Genomic DNA, 16,353 nt, shown 5'->3' on the forward strand with positions numbered 1-16,353 from the left:
TGATGAAAGCACCCCTCCTGCCTTTCGGCCTGTTTCTGGCCCTGACCGCACCCGCCGGGGCGCAGGTCGTGGATTGCCAGAGCGCCTGGCAGGATGCGGGCTGCTATCTGAAACTGACCGTGGCACCTGCCTTCGCCGAAGACATGCCCGCCGCCACCTTCACCGAGACCACCCGGCTTTTCGTCACCCGCAAGGGCCAGCCCGGCGCCAAGATCTCCTGGACCTATGACAATGGCTGGGCGCGGTCCCGGTCCACCGCCCGGATGATCCAGCGCCCGGATGGCGCCGTCCACCGCGTGATCGGCCGCTTTCGCACCGACATGCGCGCCGTGGTCTGTGGCGAGCATGGCGTCTTCGGCTCGCTCGACGATGCGGGCCGCTTCGTGCGGGCCGGCGGCACCGTCATCTATTCCCTCAGCCTTCCCACCCTGGAGCTTGCCTCGGTGAAACTTGAAACCTGCGAGGCCACCTGATGCGCCTGACCTGTCCCCTCTGCGGCCCGCGCGACCGGCGCGAGTTCTATTACTCGGGCTCCGAGGATTACCTGAACCGCCCCGCGGCCGATGCGCCGATCGAGGCCTGGGATGACATGCTGCATCTGCGCACCAATCCGGCGGGGGTGACCAAGGACCTCTGGTATCACGAGACCGGCTGCGGGTCCTGGCTGCTGGTCACCCGCAACACGGTCACCCATGCGATCCTGTCCACCGAGCTTGTGGCAGGCCGGAAAGGCGGTGCAGCATGAGGCTGCCGCGCAAGGGTCTGATCGACCGCACCGAACCCGTCACCTTCACCTTCGACGGCCAACGCTATTCCGGCTTCAAGGGCGACACGCTCGCCTCGGCGCTCATGGCCAATGGCGTCCGTCTGGTGGGCCGCAGCTTCAAGTACCACCGCCCGCGCGGCATCCTGACCGCTGGCCCCGAAGAGCCCAATGCCATGGTCGAGGTTCTGGACAATGGCAGCCAGACCCCCAACACCCGCGCCACCGTGCAGGAGATCTACGAGGGCCTTGTGGCGAAAAGCCAGAACCGCTGGCCCTCTCTCCGCTGGGACGTGATGGCGGTCAATGACCTCGCCGCACCCTTTCTGGGGGCTGGTTTCTACTACAAGACCTTCATGTGGCCGCGCGCCTTCTGGGAGGGGCTTTATGAGCCGCTGATCCGCCGCGCCGCAGGGCTTGGCACCCTGAAACCGCAGCACGAGACGGGGAGTTACGAGAAGGCCTTTGCCTTCTGCGATCTTCTGGTGATCGGCTCCGGTCCTGCCGGCCTGATGGCGGCGCTGACCGCGGCCCGCGCCGGGGCGGATGTGATCGTGGCGGAATCCGACAGCCTGATGGGCGGGCGGCTTTTGTCGCATGACGGCCAGATCGACGGCACGCTTGGCGCCGATTGGGTCAAGGCCACCTACAAGGAACTCCGCCGCCTGCCCAATGTCCGGCTGATGACCCGGACCACCGTGATCGGCGCCTATGACCAGGGCACCTATGGCGCGCTGGAGCGGGTGGGCCTCCACCTGCCCGACGCCGCCCATCTGCCGCGCGAGTGTTTCTGGCGCATCGTGGCGGGGCAGGCGGTGATGGCGACCGGGGCGCTGGAGCGTCCCATCGCCTTCGCCAACAACGACCGGCCCGGCATCATGATGGCCTCGGCGGCGCAGACCTACCTCAACCGCTTTGGCGTGACCCCCGGCACCCGCGTCACGCTTTACGCCAACAACGACAATGCCCGCACCGTCGCCCGCCAGCTGATGGCCAATGGCGTCGTCATCTCGGCCATTCTGGACAGCCGCCCCGATGCGTCGGCGCTCGAGGATTGCCCGGTCTACCTCGGGGCAGAGATCACCGATACCCATGGCCGCCGCGACCTCAAGGGGATTTCCGGCCACCATGCCGGCGGCGATTTCCATATCGAGACCGATTGCCTTTTGATGTCGGGCGGCTGGAACCCCCAGGTCAACCTCGCCTGCCATCAGAACGCCAGGCCCGACTGGCGCGCCGATATCGCAGCCTTCGTGCCGCGCCCGGACATGGTGCCGGGCCTTCATGCCGCAGGCGCCGCCAATGGCGCCTTCTCGACGCAAGCCTGCCTGACCGAGGGCCGCGCTGCCGCTCTGGCCGCCCTCGCGGCGCTGGGCAAGACGGCGGAGGCGCCTGACCTGCCCCCGGCCGAGGATGCGCCCTACAAGGTCACCCCGCTCTGGGACGTGCCGGGCAAGGGCCGCGCCTGGCTCGACTTTGCCAATGACGTGACGGTCAAGGATGTGAAGCTGGCCGCCCAGGAAGGCTTCACCTCGGTCGAGCATATGAAGCGCTACACGACCCAAGGCATGGCCCCCGACCAGGGCAAGAACTCCAACGTCGCGGCGCTGGCCGTTCTGGCCGATGCCACCGGGCGCGGCATTCCCGAGACGGGGACCACCACCTTCCGCCCGCCCTTCACCCCGGTCTCGATGGGCGCGCTCGGCGCAGGCGGGCAGGGCGCGGGTTTTGCCCCGCAACGCTACATGACTTCCGATCAGGCATCGCGCGACCGCGGCGCCCCGATGATCGAGGCGGGCCTCTGGTACCGCCCCTCCTACTTCCCCAAACCGGGCGAAACCACCTGGCGCGAGGCTTGCGACCGTGAGGTTCTGATGGTCCGCTCCGCCGTCGGCGTGGCTGACGTGTCCACGCTCGGCAAGATCGACATCCAGGGCAAGGACGCCGCCCGCTTCCTCGATTTCGTCTATACCAACACGTTCTCCACCCTCCCGGTCGGCCGCGTCCGCTATGGCCTGATGCTGCGCGAGGATGGCCATGTGATGGACGACGGCACCACCGCGCGTCTGGGCGAGAACCACTATCTGATGACCACCACCACGGCGGCGGCGGGTCAGGTGATGCGGCACCTCGATTTCGTCCATCAGGCCTATTGCGCCGACTGGCAGGTCCGCTTCATCTCGGTCACCGAAAGCTGGGCACAGTTCGCCGTGGCAGGCCCCCTGTCCAAGATGCTCCTGAACGCGCTTCTGGACACGCGGATCGACGACTTCCCCTTCATGTCCTGCGCCGAGGTCTCGGTCGAAGGCGTCAAGGGCCGCCTCTTCCGCATCTCCTTCTCCGGTGAGGAGGGCTATGAGATCGCCGTGCCCACCCCCTATGGCGAGGCCCTGTTCCGCGACCTTCTGGCCAAGGCCGAAACCCTCGGCGGCGGCGCCTATGGGATGGAGGCTTTGAACGTCATGCGGATCGAAAAGGGCTTCATCACCCATGCCGAGATCCACGGACGGGTGACCGCCTTCGACATCGGCATGGCCAAGATGGTGGCCTCAAAGAAGGACTGCATCGGCAAGGCCACCAGCCAGCGCCCCGGCCTGAACGGCCCGGAACGCGAGCAACTGGTCGGCCTGCGCCCGGTGACGCAAACCCAGATCGGCGCCGGCGCCCATCTCTTCAACCCCGGCGAGAGGGTCCACCGCGAGACGGATCAGGGCTATGTCACCTCGGTCTGCTGGTCGCCCACCTTGGGCAGCTACCTGGCGCTCGGCTTCCTCAAGGATGGCCGCGCCCGCCATGGCCAGAAGGTCCGGCTGGTGGACCACATGCGCAAGACCGATGTGATCTGCGAAGTGACCGACCCGGTCTTCCTCGACCCCGAAGGAGCCAAACTCCGTGCCTGAGCTCATCGCCAAATCCGCCCTCGCCGGGCGCGCCGCCGTGACCCGCGCCGACACCACGCTGGAGGAGGCGAGCCTCGGCCCGATCACCTCGATCGCCTGCTTCCCCGGCACGCTGGCCGAAGTCACGGCGCGGCTCGGCGCCTTCCCGGAACCCAACCGCGTCAGCGGCGCCCTGGTCTGGACCGGCCCCGAACAGGCCTTCCTGTTGGGCACAACGGCCCCTGACCTTTCCGGCATCGCCGCCGTGACCGACCAGACCGGCGGCTGGGCTGCCCTGCGTGTGGCAGGCCCGAAGGCCGAGGAGGCGCTGATGCGTCTCTACCCCCTCGACCTGCGCCGCGTCCATTTCCCGCCCGGCACCTGCGCCCGCGCGCCGCTCGGCCATATGCAGTCCGTCCTGATCCGCGAGGAGGCGGGCTTCCTCCTCCTCGTCTTCCGCTCGATGGCGCGCACCGCCTGGCACGAGGTCGAAACCGCCCTCGACGCGCTGGCGGCCCGGGCCAGCGCCGGTCTCTGACCTCGCCGCGAAAGGGCGCAAGATGCTGACCCCGCAGGATATTGCCGAGCTGACCCAGTGGCGGCAGATGATGCACCGCCACCCCGAGGTCTCGCGCGAGGAGGCCGAAACCGCCGCCCGCGTGACCGAAGCGCTGGCGCCCTTCGCCCCTAGCCAGATCCTGCAAGGCCTCGGCGGCCATGGTGTCGCCGCCATCTGGGGCACAGAAGGCCCGACGATCCTCTTCCGCGCCGAACTTGATGCCCTGCCGATCGAGGATCTGGCCGCGGTCCCCCACCGCTCCCTCACGCCGGGCCAGGGCCACCTCTGCGGCCACGACGGCCATATGGCGATCCTGCTCGGCCTCGCCCGCCTGATCCACCGCAAGACGCCAAAGGCCCGCGTCATCCTCCTCTTCCAACCGGCGGAGGAAGACGGCTCCGGTGCCGCCGCCGTCATGGCCGACAAGCGCTATGCCCAGATCCGCCCCGACCACGCCTTCGCGCTCCACAACCTGCCCGGCGTGCCACGGGGCGAGGCCCGCCTCGCCTCAGGCCCGGTCAATTGCGCCTCCCAAGGCCTCAAGATCCTGCTGACCGGCAAGACCGCCCATGCCTCCCTGCCCGAAACCGGCACCTCGCCCGCCGGGGCCCTCGCCAGCCTGATCCCCGCCCTGACCGCCCTCGCCGCGCAGGGCCCGCTGACCCCCGACTACCGCCTCGTCACCGTGACCCATGCCAGCCTCGGCGCCCCCGCCTTCGGCATCGCCCCGGGCCAGGCCGAGATCTGGGCCACCCTGCGCACCCTGACCGACGCGCCCATGTCCGCCTTACGCGAAGACGCCGAGGCCCTCGCCCACAAGGAAGCCGCAACCCACGGCCTGACCCTCGCTTTCGAGACCCACGACGCCTTCGCCGCCTCCGTCAACCACCCTGAGGCCACCAATCACCTCGCCAAGGCCCTCACCACCCTGAACGTCCCGCACAACGCGCAAGACCTCCCCATGCGCGCCTCCGAAGACTTCGGCCGCTTCGGACAATCCCCCACCAAATCCGCCATGCTCTTCCTCGGCGCGGGCGAGGCCCACCCCGCCCTCCACAACCCCGACTACGACTTCCCCGACGCCCTGATCCCCCTCGGCGCCCAAATCTTCCACCGCGTTCTCCAAGACCTCACTGATTAATTTCATTGGTCCATAAATATCCCACGGGGTGATGAGCGATCAGAAATCCTCCAGTGGAGGATTTCCGCGAAGAACGCCCGGCCCGTGGCCGGGCTGGGGGGTGTGAAACCCCCGGCCTTGGCCCCCAGCGCCCCGCTGGACATGGAGGCCGTCAGGCCCGATATACGGAGCATGGCCCTCCCACCCGGATTCCTCGACGAGCTGCGGACCCGTCTCACCCTGTCTCAGGTCGTGGGGCGCAAGGTCACATGGGATCCGCGCAAATCCAACATGGGCAAGGGCGACTACTGGGCGCCGTGCCCCTTTCATCAGGAAAAATCCGCCTCCTTCCATGTCGATGATCGCAAAGGCTTTTACTACTGCTTCGGCTGCCACGCCAAAGGCGATGCCCTGACCTTCGTGAAGGAGACGGAAAACCTCTCCTTCATCGAATCGGTCGAGCTTCTGGCGCGCGAGGCTGGCATGGTCATGCCCGAACGCGACCCGGCGGCGGCGGCAAGGGCCGATACCCGCACCCATCTGGTCGATGTGATGGAAGAGGCGGTCAAATATTTCCGCCTGCAGCTCAAGACCTCCGCCGCTGCCGAGGCCCGCGCCTACCTCGCCAAGCGCGGGCTTTCCCCCGAGGCGCAGGACCGCTGGCACATCGGCTTTGCGCCGGACCAGCGCCAAGGCCTGTTCCACGCCCTCAGCCAAAAGGGCATCGCCCCCGACCTCATCGTCGACTCCGGCCTCTGCATCAAACCCGATGATGGTGGCGCGCCTTATGACCGTTTCCGCGGCCGGATCATCTTTCCGATCCGCGATGGGCGGGGCAGGGCGATCTCGCTCGGCGGGCGGGCGATGGACCCCAATGCGCGGGCCAAATACCTCAACGGCCCGGAAACCGCACTTTTCGACAAGGGCCGCAACCTCTTCAACCTCGGCCCCGCGCGTGAGGCGGCGGGCAAGGGTCTGCCGCTGATCGTCGCCGAAGGCTACATGGACGTGATAGCCCTCTCCGAGGCGGGCTTTCGCGGCGCGGTGGCCCCCTTGGGGACCGCCATCACCGAAGACCAGCTGCGCCTGATGTGGCGCGTCGCGGACGAGCCGATCATCGCACTCGACGGCGACACGGCGGGCATCCGCGCCGCCCTGCGCCTCGTCGACCTCGCCCTGCCGCTTCTGGAGGCCGGCAAAGGCCTGCGCTTTGCCATCCTGCCCGGCGGGCTCGACCCCGACGACCTGATCAAGGCCCAGGGCGCGCCCGCCATGCAGAAGGTGCTGGATGGCGCCCAGGCCATGGTCAACCTCCTTTGGCAGCGCGAGACGGATGGCAAGGTCTTCGACAGTCCCGAACGCAAGGCCGCGCTCGACAAGACCCTGCGCGCCCTTTTGACACGGATCGCCGACCCCTCGATCCGCAGCCACTATGCCGAGGAAATCCGCCGCCTGCGCGCCGACCTCTTCGGCCCCGCCGTCAAGCCCTTCAAGACCTGGACCCCGCGCGCCAAGGGCCAGAAGCCCGAAACCAACCCGCAGCCCCTGTCCTCCACCCGCGCCTCGGCGCTGGTCAACGGTGACGAGGCGATGGAGGAGGAACTGCGCGAGGCCGTCATCCTCGCCATCCTGATCGCCCATCCCGACCTGATCGCGCGCTTCGAATCCGACCTCGAACGCCTCGACCTCGCCTCTGCGGACCACCGGGCACTGCGCCACACGCTGCTGACCTGCCCGGACCACATGCGCGACCAGACCCTGCGCGACATGCCCGCCCTTGAAGCCCTGATGGCGCGCCCCCATGTTCAGATCGCACCCCCCGTACGCAACCGCCAGGACCCGGAACTTGCCATGCTGTGTCTTGCCGAGGAATTCGCCAAGCTCGACGCCCGCCGTGGCGCGCGCCGCGAGGTCGAGGATGCTGTCGAAGACCTGACCGGCATCGCGGACGAGGGCCTCACCTGGCGGCTGGCGCAGGCGGCCTATGCCCGCCACCGCGCCGACCAGCCGAACCGAAACGACACGGCCGACCTGGGCGAAGACCGCAGCGCCCTGTCAAACCACCTGCAAAGCCTGATTGATTCGAAGGTCTGGGAAAAGAAACGTAGCTGAACGCTCCCATCGACCCTGCAACTCCCCCGCGATTCGGGGTATTCATACGAATCGGCGATCCGATTCGCCCCCTGATTCGCTGCTTATGACCGGAGCCCCCATGGCCATCAAAGACAACGACGATACCAAGACCGAAGGTGAAGAACAGGATGTCTCGCTCGACATGAGCCAGGCCGCTGTCAAGAAGATGATCGCCGACGCCCGCGAGCGTGGCTACATCACCTATGACCAGCTGAACTCCGTCATGCCGCCGGAACAGGTATCCTCGGAGCAGATCGAGGATGTGATGTCGATGCTGTCCGAAATGGGCATCAACATCATCGAGAACGAAGAGGGCGAAGAGGCCGATGCCGAGGGCGGCGCCTTGGTCGAGACCGGCTCTGGCATCCGCGACATCGCCGTGGTCACCACCACGACCGAGGCGCTGGACCGCACCGATGACCCGGTCCGCATGTATCTGCGCGAAATGGGCTCGGTCGAACTGCTGAGCCGCGAAGGCGAAATCGCCATCGCCAAGCGGATCGAGGCCGGCCGCAACACGATGATCGCCGGGCTTTGCGAAAGCCCGCTGACCTTCCAGGCCATCATCATCTGGCGCGACGAACTTCTGTCGGAAGACATCCTTCTGCGCGACGTGATCGACCTCGAAGCCACCTTCGGCCGCAGCCTTGACGGCGAAGAGGGCATCGTCGGCGCCGATATCGAAGGGCTCGACATCGGCGAGGCCGCCCCCGCCGCTCCGCGCCGCGCCGCAGGTTCGGAACCCGAGCTTGACGCCGACGGCAACCCGCTGCTGGGCGTGGTCGAAGACGATGAAGAGGACGAGGACGGCGCCGCCATGTCGCTCGCCGCGATGGAAGCGGCCCTCAAGCCGAAGGTTCTGGAAACCCTCGACCTGATCGCCCGCGACTATACCAAGCTGGCCGAGATGCAGACCCTGCGGATGGACGCCGCCCTGACCGTGAAGAACCGCTTCTCGGCCGGCGACGAGGCCGCCTATCAGAAACTCCGCTCCGAAATCGTGGTGCTGGTGAACGAGCTGCACCTGCACAACAACCGGATCGAAGCCCTGATCGACCAGCTTTACGGCATCAACCGCAAGATCATGTCGATCAACTCCGCCATGGTGAAGCTGGCCGACGCCGCCCGCATCAACCGCCGCGAGTTCATCGACGAATACCAGGGCTACGAGCTTGACCCGACCTGGGTGGACCGCATGGCCGCCAAGGCCGGTCGCGGCTGGCAGGTGCTGATCGAGAAGAGCCGCGCCGCCATCGACGATCTGCGCGCCGACATGGCCGAGGTCGGCAAATATGTCGGCGTCGACATCTCGGAATTCCGCCGCATCGTGAATCAGGTGCAGAAGGGCGAGAAAGAGGCGCGTCAGGCCAAGAAGGAAATGGTCGAGGCCAACCTGCGTTTGGTCATCTCGATCGCCAAGAAATACACCAACCGCGGGCTGCAATTCCTTGATCTCATTCAGGAAGGCAATATCGGCCTGATGAAGGCCGTCGATAAGTTCGAATACCGCCGCGGCTATAAATTCTCGACCTATGCCACCTGGTGGATCCGTCAGGCCATCACCCGCAGCATCGCCGACCAGGCCCGCACGATCCGCATCCCGGTCCACATGATCGAGACGATCAACAAGCTCGTCCGCACCGGCCGCCAGATGCTGCACGAAATCGGCCGCGAACCGACACCGGAAGAACTGGCCGAAAAGCTGCAGATGCCGCTGGAAAAGGTCCGCAAGGTGATGAAGATCGCCAAGGAGCCGATCAGCCTTGAGACCCCGATCGGCGACGAGGAAGACAGCCAGCTTGGCGATTTCATCGAGGACAAGAACGCGATCCTGCCCCTGGATTCCGCCATTCAGGAGAACCTGAAGGAAACCACGACCCGCGTCCTCGCCTCCCTCACCCCGCGCGAAGAACGGGTGCTCCGCATGCGCTTCGGCATCGGCATGAACACCGATCATACGCTGGAGGAAGTGGGGCAACAGTTCTCGGTGACCCGCGAACGCATCCGCCAGATCGAAGCGAAGGCGCTGCGGAAGCTGAAGCACCCGTCAAGGAGCCGGAAGTTGCGGAGTTTCCTGGATCAGTGATGGGGAGTAACGACGCGATGCCGCTGAATGGCGCAGGATTCAAGGCCTTTTTGGCGGCATTGCGGGAGATCGGTTGGGCTGAATGGGATCCGATTGGATTGGCTAATGAGCGTGTTCATTGCGAAGATGAATATGAAAGCTATCTTTTGGCCGCCGCTAGAAAATTTTCAAATGGGGCATCCGAAGATAAAGTTGCGGACTATCTGGAATATATTGCGAGCCATCACATGGGGTTAGGTGATTCATCACCGTTGACTCGAGTTCATGCATTGACAACGGCGAGACGAATAGCGGCGCTTGTCAGGCAACAAGCATAGGGTGCGTGCTTGCACGCACCACCCCGCCGCTCCGTTGGTGCGTGAAATAATCCACGCTACCCATCCTTGACTCCCTGTACGCAATCACGTACATTCCCCTCATGAAAACCCTCTCCTCCACCGAACTTCGCGCCAATCTCTCCTCGGTCATGGACCAGGTGAACGACGACCATGAACCTGTCATCGTCCACCGGGCCAAGGGCAAGCCGGTGGTCATGGTCTCTCTCGAAGACTGGGCCAGCATGGATGAGACGACCTATCTGACGTCCTCGCCCGCCAACAGGGCGGCGCTGGATGAAGCGATCCGCAGCCTGAACGCCGGGGAGTCGGGGATCGTCAAGACGATGGAAGACCTTGAAGCGATGGCGCGCGATTGAATGTCGTCTTTCAGGTCCGCGCTTTTGACCAATATGTCGAATGGCAGCGGATTGACCGCTCGGTCTTGAGCAAGATCAACCGTTTGATTGCCGAATGCCAGCGCCATCCGTTCGAGGGAACGGGCAAGCCCGAACCCTTGCGCGGGGATTATTCCGGCTGGTGGTCGCGCCGCATCGACCGCGAACATCGCTTGGTCTATCGCGTGGTGGGCGATAGGCTAGAAATCGCCCAGTGCCGTTACCACTACCAAGGTTGATCCAAATGAACCTCCTCTCCCGCCTCTTCGGCAAGACCGCCGCCCCCGCCAAGGCCGTCGAGCCTGTGCTCTACAAGGACTGCCGGATCTTCCCGCAGCCGATGCCCGAGGGCAGCACCTTTCGCATCGCGGCCCGGATCGAGAAGGATTTCGACGGCGTGACCAAGACCCACCAGCTGATCCGCGCCGATACCCGGACCTCGCTGGAGGAGGCCTCCACCGCCAGCGTCGACAAGGCCAAGGTTGCCATCGACCAGCTTGGCGATACGATCTTCGCCTGAGGGCCGGGCGCCCCGCATAAGGATGGACGCGGGCGGCGGCTTGGCCTAAGGCCAGACCAGAGCCCGCCGCACAAGGGCATTGCCGGAGCCAGCATGACCGAAGCCACCCCCCAATCCCGTGACGTCACCCCCCTGACCGCCGAACGCGCCCGCGCCTCGATCGGGATCATCGCCCGGGCCGTGCTGGCGGGAGAGCCGGCCATCACCTATTCCGACCTCGCCCGCCGTCTGGGCATGGCCAAGGTGAACGGGCAGGGGCTCAACTCCTACCTGATCGAGGCGGCGGCGATCTGTGCCGAACAGGGCCTGCCCAATGTCGGCTGCCTCGTCGTCACCCAGGAAAGCCTGCAGGCCGGCGCGCCGATGCCGGCCGAGGGTTCGCTGTCGGATCTCTTTTACGCCAAGACCGGGCTCGACCCCGCCGATGTGCCGGCCGAGCAGGCCCGGGTCCGCGGTTTCGACTGGCGCGGGGTGACCTGGCTCGCGCTCGACTGAGGCCGCGTCAGGCCAGATGCGCCTTGAAATGCGCGATGGTCCGCGTCCAGGCCAGTTCGGCGGCCTCCTTGTCGTAACGCGGTGTGGAATCGTTGTGGAAGCCGTGGTTGACGCCGGGGTAGATGAAGGCCTCGTAGGCCTTGCCATTGGCCTTCAGCGCCGCCTCATAGGGCGGCCAGCCCTCGGTCACCCGCTTGTCCAGCTCGGCATAATGCAAGAGGAGCGGCGCCTTGATCTTGGCCACATCCTCGGCCTTGGGCTGCATGCCGTAGAAGGGCACAGCGGCCCCGAGTTCCGGATAAGCCACCGCCGCCGCGTTGGAGACGCCGCCGCCATAGCAGAAGCCGACGATCCCGACCTTCCCGGTCGAGAGGGGATGGGTCATCATCCATTCCACGGCGGCGAAGAAGTCGTTCATCAGCTTGGTCGGATCGACCTTGGCCTGCAGATCCTTGCCCTCGGTGTCATTGCCGGGATAGCCGCCGAGGCTGGTCAGACCATCCGGCGCCAGGGCGACAAACCCGGCCTTGGCGAGGCGCCGGGCGACATCCTCGATATAGGGGTTCAGCCCGCGGTTCTCATGCACCACCACCACGGCCGGATATTTCGCCGGATCGCCCGCAGGCCGCACCAGATAGCCACGCACCTCGCCATTGCCATTGGGCGAGGTGTAATGGACATATTCCGCGAAAATGTCGGGATCGGTGAAAGAGACCTGCTCGGCCAGGGCATAATTCGGGCTCATCATCGACAGAAGCGCCGCCGCCGTCAGGCCGCCCACCGCGAATTTCCCGGCCCGGTCAAGAAACTCGCGCTTGGTGATCATGCCATGGGCGTAGAAGTCGTAAAGCTCCAGAAGTTCCGGGGCAAAGTCCTTGGCGGTCATGCGTGTCATTCTGCTCTCCTGTTGTGGGGCCGGAACGGGTCCGGGGCGCGGCCAGGGGGCTGGCACATGGGGAAGGGTAGGCCTTCGCCCCGTCAGGGCCAGTCACGCTTGCGTGAAGCGGCCTGAGTCTCTGCCGCCACACCCTTGCCCCTATATCTAGCGTCATCATCTTAGCCCTAGCCGAAGCCTGCTCCTCCCCCCTATGATTAGCCGCAATAAGGGGGATAACCCCCATGCGACCCGAGGCAGGACCCAACAACAAAGGTGCAACCCAATGCGCTGCCCATTCTGCGGCAATATCGACACGCAAGTGAAAGACTCCCGCCCGGCCGAGGATCACGTCTCGATCCGCAGGCGGCGGTTCTGTCAGGCCTGCGGCGGACGTTTCACCACCTATGAACGTGTGCAGCTGCGCGATCTGGTGGTGATCAAATCCTCCGGCAAGCGCGAGGATTTCGACCGGAGCAAGCTGGAACGCTCGATCCGCATCGCGATGCAGAAGCGCCCGATCGATCCGGAGCGGATCGACCAGATGATTTCCGGCATCGTGCGGCGGCTGGAAAGCCTTGGCGACACGGACATTCCCTCGAAGACGATCGGCGAGATCGTCATGGAAAGCCTGGCCCGGATCGACACCGTGGCTTACGTCCGTTTTGCCAGCGTTTACAAGAACTTCCAGGCGGCGGATGACTTCGACCGCTTCGTGTCGGAACTGCGGCCGGGCATCAGCCCGGATGAGTGAGACGGGCGTGCAGGACGCGGACCATATGGCCCACGCCCTGCGCCTTGGCGCGCGCGGGCTGGGCCGGACCTGGCCCAACCCCGCCGTCGGCTGCGTGATCGTCAGGGACGGCACCATTGTGGGCCGCGGCTGGACCCAGCCCGGCGGCCGCCCCCATGCCGAGGTGCGCGCCCTGACCCAGGCCGGCGCTCTCGCGCGCGGCGCCACCGCCTATGTCACGCTGGAACCCTGCGCCCACCACGGCCATACCCCGCCCTGCGCCGAGGCGCTGATCGCCGCCGGCGTCGGCCGCGTCGTCACCGCCCTGACCGACCCCGACCCCCGCGTGGCCGGGCGCGGCCATGCGATGCTGCGCGCCGCGGGCATTGCCGTCACCGAAAACGTCATGGAGCCCGAAGCCCGCGCCGCCAATGCCGGTTTCCTCAAACGCGTGACGCAGGGCCTGCCGCTCGTCACCCTGAAGATGGCCGCCACCCTGGACGGCCGCAGCGCCACCGCTTCCGGCGAAAGCCGCTGGATCACCGGACCCGAGGCGCGCCGCGCCGTCCATGCCCTCCGGATGGCGCATGACGCCGTGCTGATAGGCTCAGGCACCGCCCGCGCCGATGACCCGGATCTGACGGTGCGCGACCTCGGCGCGCCGCACCAGCCGCTGCGCATCGTGATCGACAGCCGCCTGTCGCATGACCCTGCCAGCCGCCTTGGCCAGACCGCGCGCCAGCACCCGGTCTGGCTGCTCCACGCCCCCGCCGCGCCGGCGCAGGCCCGCGAGGCCTGGGAGGCGACCGGCGCCCGCCTGATCGCACTTCCCGCCACCCCCCATATCGCCCCGCGCGCCGCCCTGAGCGCGCTCGCCGCCGAAGGCCTGACAAGGATCTTCTGCGAAGGCGGCGCCACGCTCGCGGCCCATCTCGTCGCCGACGACCTGATCGATCGCCTCGTCCTCCACACAGCCGGCGCCCTGATCGGGGCTGAAGGCATTCCCGCTTTCGGCGGCCTGAACCTCACCCGCCTCGCCAATGCCCCGCGCTGGCAGCGCCTTTCCGCCCGCTTCCTCGGCCCGGATGTCGAAACCACCTGGCAACGCCGCTAGACTTTTCCAACATCCCGTGCCCGATACGGCACCAAAACCCTCAAAACCTTTCCCTTTTCAAACCTCCCCCCTTTCATACTGGCCCAAATATCCCGCAGAGGTGCGGAGGGCGCGCAGCCCTCCGCCTCCCCCTTGCCGCAAAGCCCCCCTTGCGCCATCTTGACCGCAACAGGGGGGCTCAGATGCATATTCTCATTCTCGGCGCGGCCGGCATGATCGGGCGAAAACTGGCCGCAAGCCTTGCGGCGGAGGGGCACCGCCTGACCCTCGCCGATGTCGTGGCCCCGCCCGCGCTGCCCGGTGCCACCGGCCTCACGCTCGACCTGACCGCCGCCGCGGCGCCGGGCCTGATCGCCGGGCGCCCCGATGCGATCATCCACCTCGCCGCCGTCGTCTCGGGCGAGGCCGAGGCGGATTTCGAGAAGGGCTATGCCACCAACCTCGACGCCAGCCGCGCCCTGCTCGAGGCGATCCGCCTGACGCCGGGCTATTGCCCGAAGCTGATCTTCGCCTCCTCCAGTGCGGTCTTCGGCGCGCCTTTCCCGGCCAAGATCCCCGATGAGTTCTTCGCCACCCCGCGCTCCTCCTATGGCACGCAAAAGGCGATGACCGAGCTGCTGATCTCGGACTATTCCCGCCGCGGCTTCATCGACGGCATCTCGATCCGCCTGCCCACGATCTGCGTCCGCCCCGGCCTGCCCAACAAGGCGGCTTCGGGCTTCTTCTCCAACATCATCCGCGAGCCTCTGGTGGGTAAGCCCGCCATCTTGCCGGTCGCCGACAGCCTGCGCCACTGGTTCGCGAGCCCGCGCGCCGCGGTGGGTTTCTTCCGCCATGCGCTGGATCTGGACCTGAGCCTGCTCGGCGACCGCCGCGCGCTCAACATGCCGGGCCTCTCGGCCACGGTCGCCGAAGAGATCGAGGCCTTGCGCCGCGTCGCAGGCCAGAAGGCGGTTGACCTGATCACCCGCCAACCCGATGAGGTGATTGCGAAAATCGTGCTGACCTGGCCCATGGCCTTCGAGACGACCCGCGCCAATGCCCTGGGTTTCGTGGCCGAGACGAGCTTCGATGAGATCATCGCCGCCCATCTGGAAGACGCCGCATGACACGCCCCGCCACGCCCACCGCGCTGGTCACCGGCGGCAACCGCGGCATCGGCCTCGCCATCGCCCGTGGCTTGATCGCCCAGGGCGTCGCCGTCACCATCTCGGCCCGCTCCGAGACCGAGGGCCGCACCGCCGCCGAGGTGCTGAACTGCCGCTTCACCCGCATCGACCTCCTCGACCCCGACAGCTATTTCGAGGCCTTCACCCGGTCGGGCGGCTGGGACATCCTGGTGAACAACGCCGGCATCCTGTCGGATGTCTCGCTTCTGGCCAAAGGCTCGGACTTCGGCGCCGCGATGGAGGTGATGGTGGCGGCCCCGCTCGACCTGATCCGGCTGAACACGCCTTATTGGCAGGCGCGGGGCTGGGGGCGGATCGTCAACATGTCTTCCAGCCTCGGGTCGCATGCCAGGGGTCTGAACGGCCCCGGCGCCTATTCGGTCGCCAAGGCGGCGCTGAACGCCCTGACCCGCGTGCTGCCACGCGATCTGCCGGAAGGGGTCAAGGTCAATGCCTGCGATCCGGGCTGGGTTCAGACCCGCATGGGCGGCGCCGGCGCGCCGCTTTCGGTGGAAGAGGGCGCCGACACGCCGATCTGGCTGGCGCTTCTGCCCGAGGACGGGCCGACCGGCGGCTTCTTCCGCCAGCGCCAGCCGGCGGAGTGGTAGGGGTCTGACGCCGGGCAGGGGGGCTGTCTGCCCCCCTCGCGCGTGCCGCGCTCACCCCCCGAGAGTATTTCACAAGGAGCAAATGGGGGGGGCGGGGGGGCTTTGGGTCAGCGCTCGACCGGGACGGAATAGAGGATGAAATCGGATTTCGGGCGATAGCTGTCATAGAGCTTGCGGCCGGCGTAGTTGAACTCCTGCGTCAGCCAGCGGACGTTGCTGAAGCCTTTTGCCTTGGCAAAGCCGATCACATGGTCGATCAGCGCCCTTCCGGCGCCGGCGCCGCGCACCTCGGGGCGGACGTAGAGGTCCGAGAGGTAGACGACCTTCGCCCCCGAAAGCGAGCGGTGCATCAGCTGGTACTGGCAAAGCCCGATGATCTGGCCGTCCAGCACGGCGACATCGGACCAGAACTCCTCCGCCCCGAAGATCCAGTCCCAGACCGCCTGCTTGCCCGCCACCGTGACCTCGGTCTTGTAGAAGCTGGCATAGGCCGCCATCAGCTCCTCCCAGACCGCTCGGTCCTTGGGCGCGAGGGGGCGGATCGTCAGGTCGCGGGTCTTGTCCATCGTCGCTCTCCTTTTGGCGGCA

General features: G+C 66.6%; 18 protein-coding genes. 16 read left to right on the forward strand and 2 right to left on the reverse strand.

The window, feature by feature from the left end; genetic code table 11:
- Positions 1–2: 2 nt before the first annotated feature.
- The 12 genes from AC1DZT_RS09665 (at position 3) to AC1DZT_RS09720 (ending at position 11,267) form a co-directional block, all read left to right on the forward strand.
- Complete coding sequence (locus AC1DZT_RS09665; protein WP_478006413.1) at positions 3–473, forward strand: hypothetical protein; 471 nt, start codon at positions 3–5, stop codon at positions 471–473.
- On the forward strand, positions 473–745 hold the full coding sequence (locus AC1DZT_RS09670; RefSeq protein WP_478006414.1) for a sarcosine oxidase subunit delta: 273 nt from the start codon (positions 473–475) through the stop codon (positions 743–745). The genes AC1DZT_RS09665 and AC1DZT_RS09670 overlap by 1 nt, the downstream gene beginning before the upstream one ends.
- Positions 742–3,663, forward strand: a complete 2,922-nt coding sequence (locus tag AC1DZT_RS09675; protein ID WP_478006415.1) for a sarcosine oxidase subunit alpha family protein — start codon at positions 742–744, stop codon at positions 3,661–3,663. The genes AC1DZT_RS09670 and AC1DZT_RS09675 overlap by 4 nt, the downstream gene beginning before the upstream one ends.
- Positions 3,656–4,180, forward strand: a complete 525-nt coding sequence (locus AC1DZT_RS09680; RefSeq protein ID WP_478006416.1) for a sarcosine oxidase subunit gamma — start codon at positions 3,656–3,658, stop codon at positions 4,178–4,180. The genes AC1DZT_RS09675 and AC1DZT_RS09680 overlap by 8 nt, the downstream gene beginning before the upstream one ends.
- Positions 4,181–4,202: 22 nt before the next feature.
- Positions 4,203–5,342, forward strand: a complete 1,140-nt coding sequence (locus AC1DZT_RS09685; RefSeq protein WP_478006417.1) for an amidohydrolase — start codon at positions 4,203–4,205, stop codon at positions 5,340–5,342.
- A 171-nt stretch (positions 5,343–5,513) separates the two neighbouring features.
- Positions 5,514–7,433 carry a DNA primase gene (gene dnaG / locus AC1DZT_RS09690; RefSeq protein WP_478006418.1) on the forward strand — a complete coding sequence of 640 codons (1,920 nt, stop codon included), beginning with the start codon at positions 5,514–5,516 and terminating at the stop codon, positions 7,431–7,433.
- Between the two features lie 100 nt (positions 7,434–7,533).
- Complete coding sequence (rpoD, locus tag AC1DZT_RS09695) at positions 7,534–9,540, forward strand: RNA polymerase sigma factor RpoD (protein ID WP_478006419.1); 2,007 nt, start codon at positions 7,534–7,536, stop codon at positions 9,538–9,540.
- Entirely contained in the window at positions 9,540–9,857 is a 318-nt protein-coding gene (locus AC1DZT_RS09700; protein ID WP_478006420.1) for a hypothetical protein, read from the forward strand. The genes rpoD and AC1DZT_RS09700 overlap by 1 nt, the downstream gene beginning before the upstream one ends.
- A 101-nt stretch (positions 9,858–9,958) precedes the next feature.
- Positions 9,959–10,234 carry a type II toxin-antitoxin system Phd/YefM family antitoxin gene (locus tag AC1DZT_RS09705; protein WP_478006421.1) on the forward strand — a complete coding sequence of 92 codons (276 nt, stop codon included), beginning with the start codon at positions 9,959–9,961 and terminating at the stop codon, positions 10,232–10,234.
- On the forward strand, positions 10,231–10,491 hold the full coding sequence (locus tag AC1DZT_RS09710) for a Txe/YoeB family addiction module toxin (protein WP_478006422.1): 261 nt from the start codon (positions 10,231–10,233) through the stop codon (positions 10,489–10,491). Before AC1DZT_RS09705 ends, AC1DZT_RS09710 begins: the two co-directional genes overlap by 4 nt.
- 5 nt (positions 10,492–10,496) lie before the next feature.
- Positions 10,497–10,772 carry an HlyU family transcriptional regulator gene (locus AC1DZT_RS09715; RefSeq protein ID WP_478006423.1) on the forward strand — a complete coding sequence of 92 codons (276 nt, stop codon included), beginning with the start codon at positions 10,497–10,499 and terminating at the stop codon, positions 10,770–10,772.
- A 93-nt stretch (positions 10,773–10,865) separates the two neighbouring features.
- Positions 10,866–11,267: a hypothetical protein gene (locus AC1DZT_RS09720; RefSeq protein ID WP_478006424.1), complete on the forward strand. Its 402-nt coding sequence runs from the start codon at positions 10,866–10,868 to the stop codon at positions 11,265–11,267.
- Between the two features lie 7 nt (positions 11,268–11,274).
- Here the strand turns inward: AC1DZT_RS09720 and yghX are convergent, their stop codons facing one another.
- Positions 11,275–12,162, reverse strand: coding sequence for a YghX family hydrolase (gene yghX, locus AC1DZT_RS09725; protein ID WP_478006425.1), 888 nt, complete (start codon positions 12,160–12,162; stop codon positions 11,275–11,277).
- A 265-nt stretch (positions 12,163–12,427) separates the two neighbouring features.
- Between yghX and nrdR the strand changes: the two genes are divergently transcribed.
- The 4 genes from nrdR to AC1DZT_RS09745 all read left to right on the forward strand — a co-directional run bounded on the left by nrdR (position 12,428) and on the right by AC1DZT_RS09745 (position 15,765).
- Positions 12,428–12,895 carry a transcriptional regulator NrdR gene (gene nrdR / locus AC1DZT_RS09730; RefSeq protein ID WP_478006426.1) on the forward strand — a complete coding sequence of 156 codons (468 nt, stop codon included), beginning with the start codon at positions 12,428–12,430 and terminating at the stop codon, positions 12,893–12,895.
- A 25-nt stretch (positions 12,896–12,920) separates the two neighbouring features.
- Positions 12,921–13,988, forward strand: coding sequence for a bifunctional diaminohydroxyphosphoribosylaminopyrimidine deaminase/5-amino-6-(5-phosphoribosylamino)uracil reductase RibD (ribD, locus tag AC1DZT_RS09735; protein ID WP_478006647.1), 1,068 nt, complete (start codon positions 12,921–12,923; stop codon positions 13,986–13,988).
- A 182-nt stretch (positions 13,989–14,170) separates the two neighbouring features.
- Positions 14,171–15,097, forward strand: coding sequence for a D-erythronate dehydrogenase (denD, locus tag AC1DZT_RS09740; RefSeq protein WP_478006427.1), 927 nt, complete (start codon positions 14,171–14,173; stop codon positions 15,095–15,097).
- Positions 15,094–15,765 (forward strand): SDR family NAD(P)-dependent oxidoreductase, encoded by a 672-nt coding sequence (locus AC1DZT_RS09745; protein WP_478006428.1) that lies wholly within the window; start codon positions 15,094–15,096, stop codon positions 15,763–15,765. The genes denD and AC1DZT_RS09745 overlap by 4 nt, the downstream gene beginning before the upstream one ends.
- 107 nt (positions 15,766–15,872) lie before the next feature.
- On the opposite strand, the gene AC1DZT_RS09750 is transcribed toward AC1DZT_RS09745, so the two are convergent.
- On the reverse strand, positions 15,873–16,331 hold the full coding sequence (locus AC1DZT_RS09750; protein WP_478006429.1) for an N-acetyltransferase family protein: 459 nt from the start codon (positions 16,329–16,331) through the stop codon (positions 15,873–15,875).
- Between the last annotated feature and the right edge of the window lie 22 nt (positions 16,332–16,353).

The organism is Rhodobacter sp. P1_C2 (assembly GCF_056406375.1).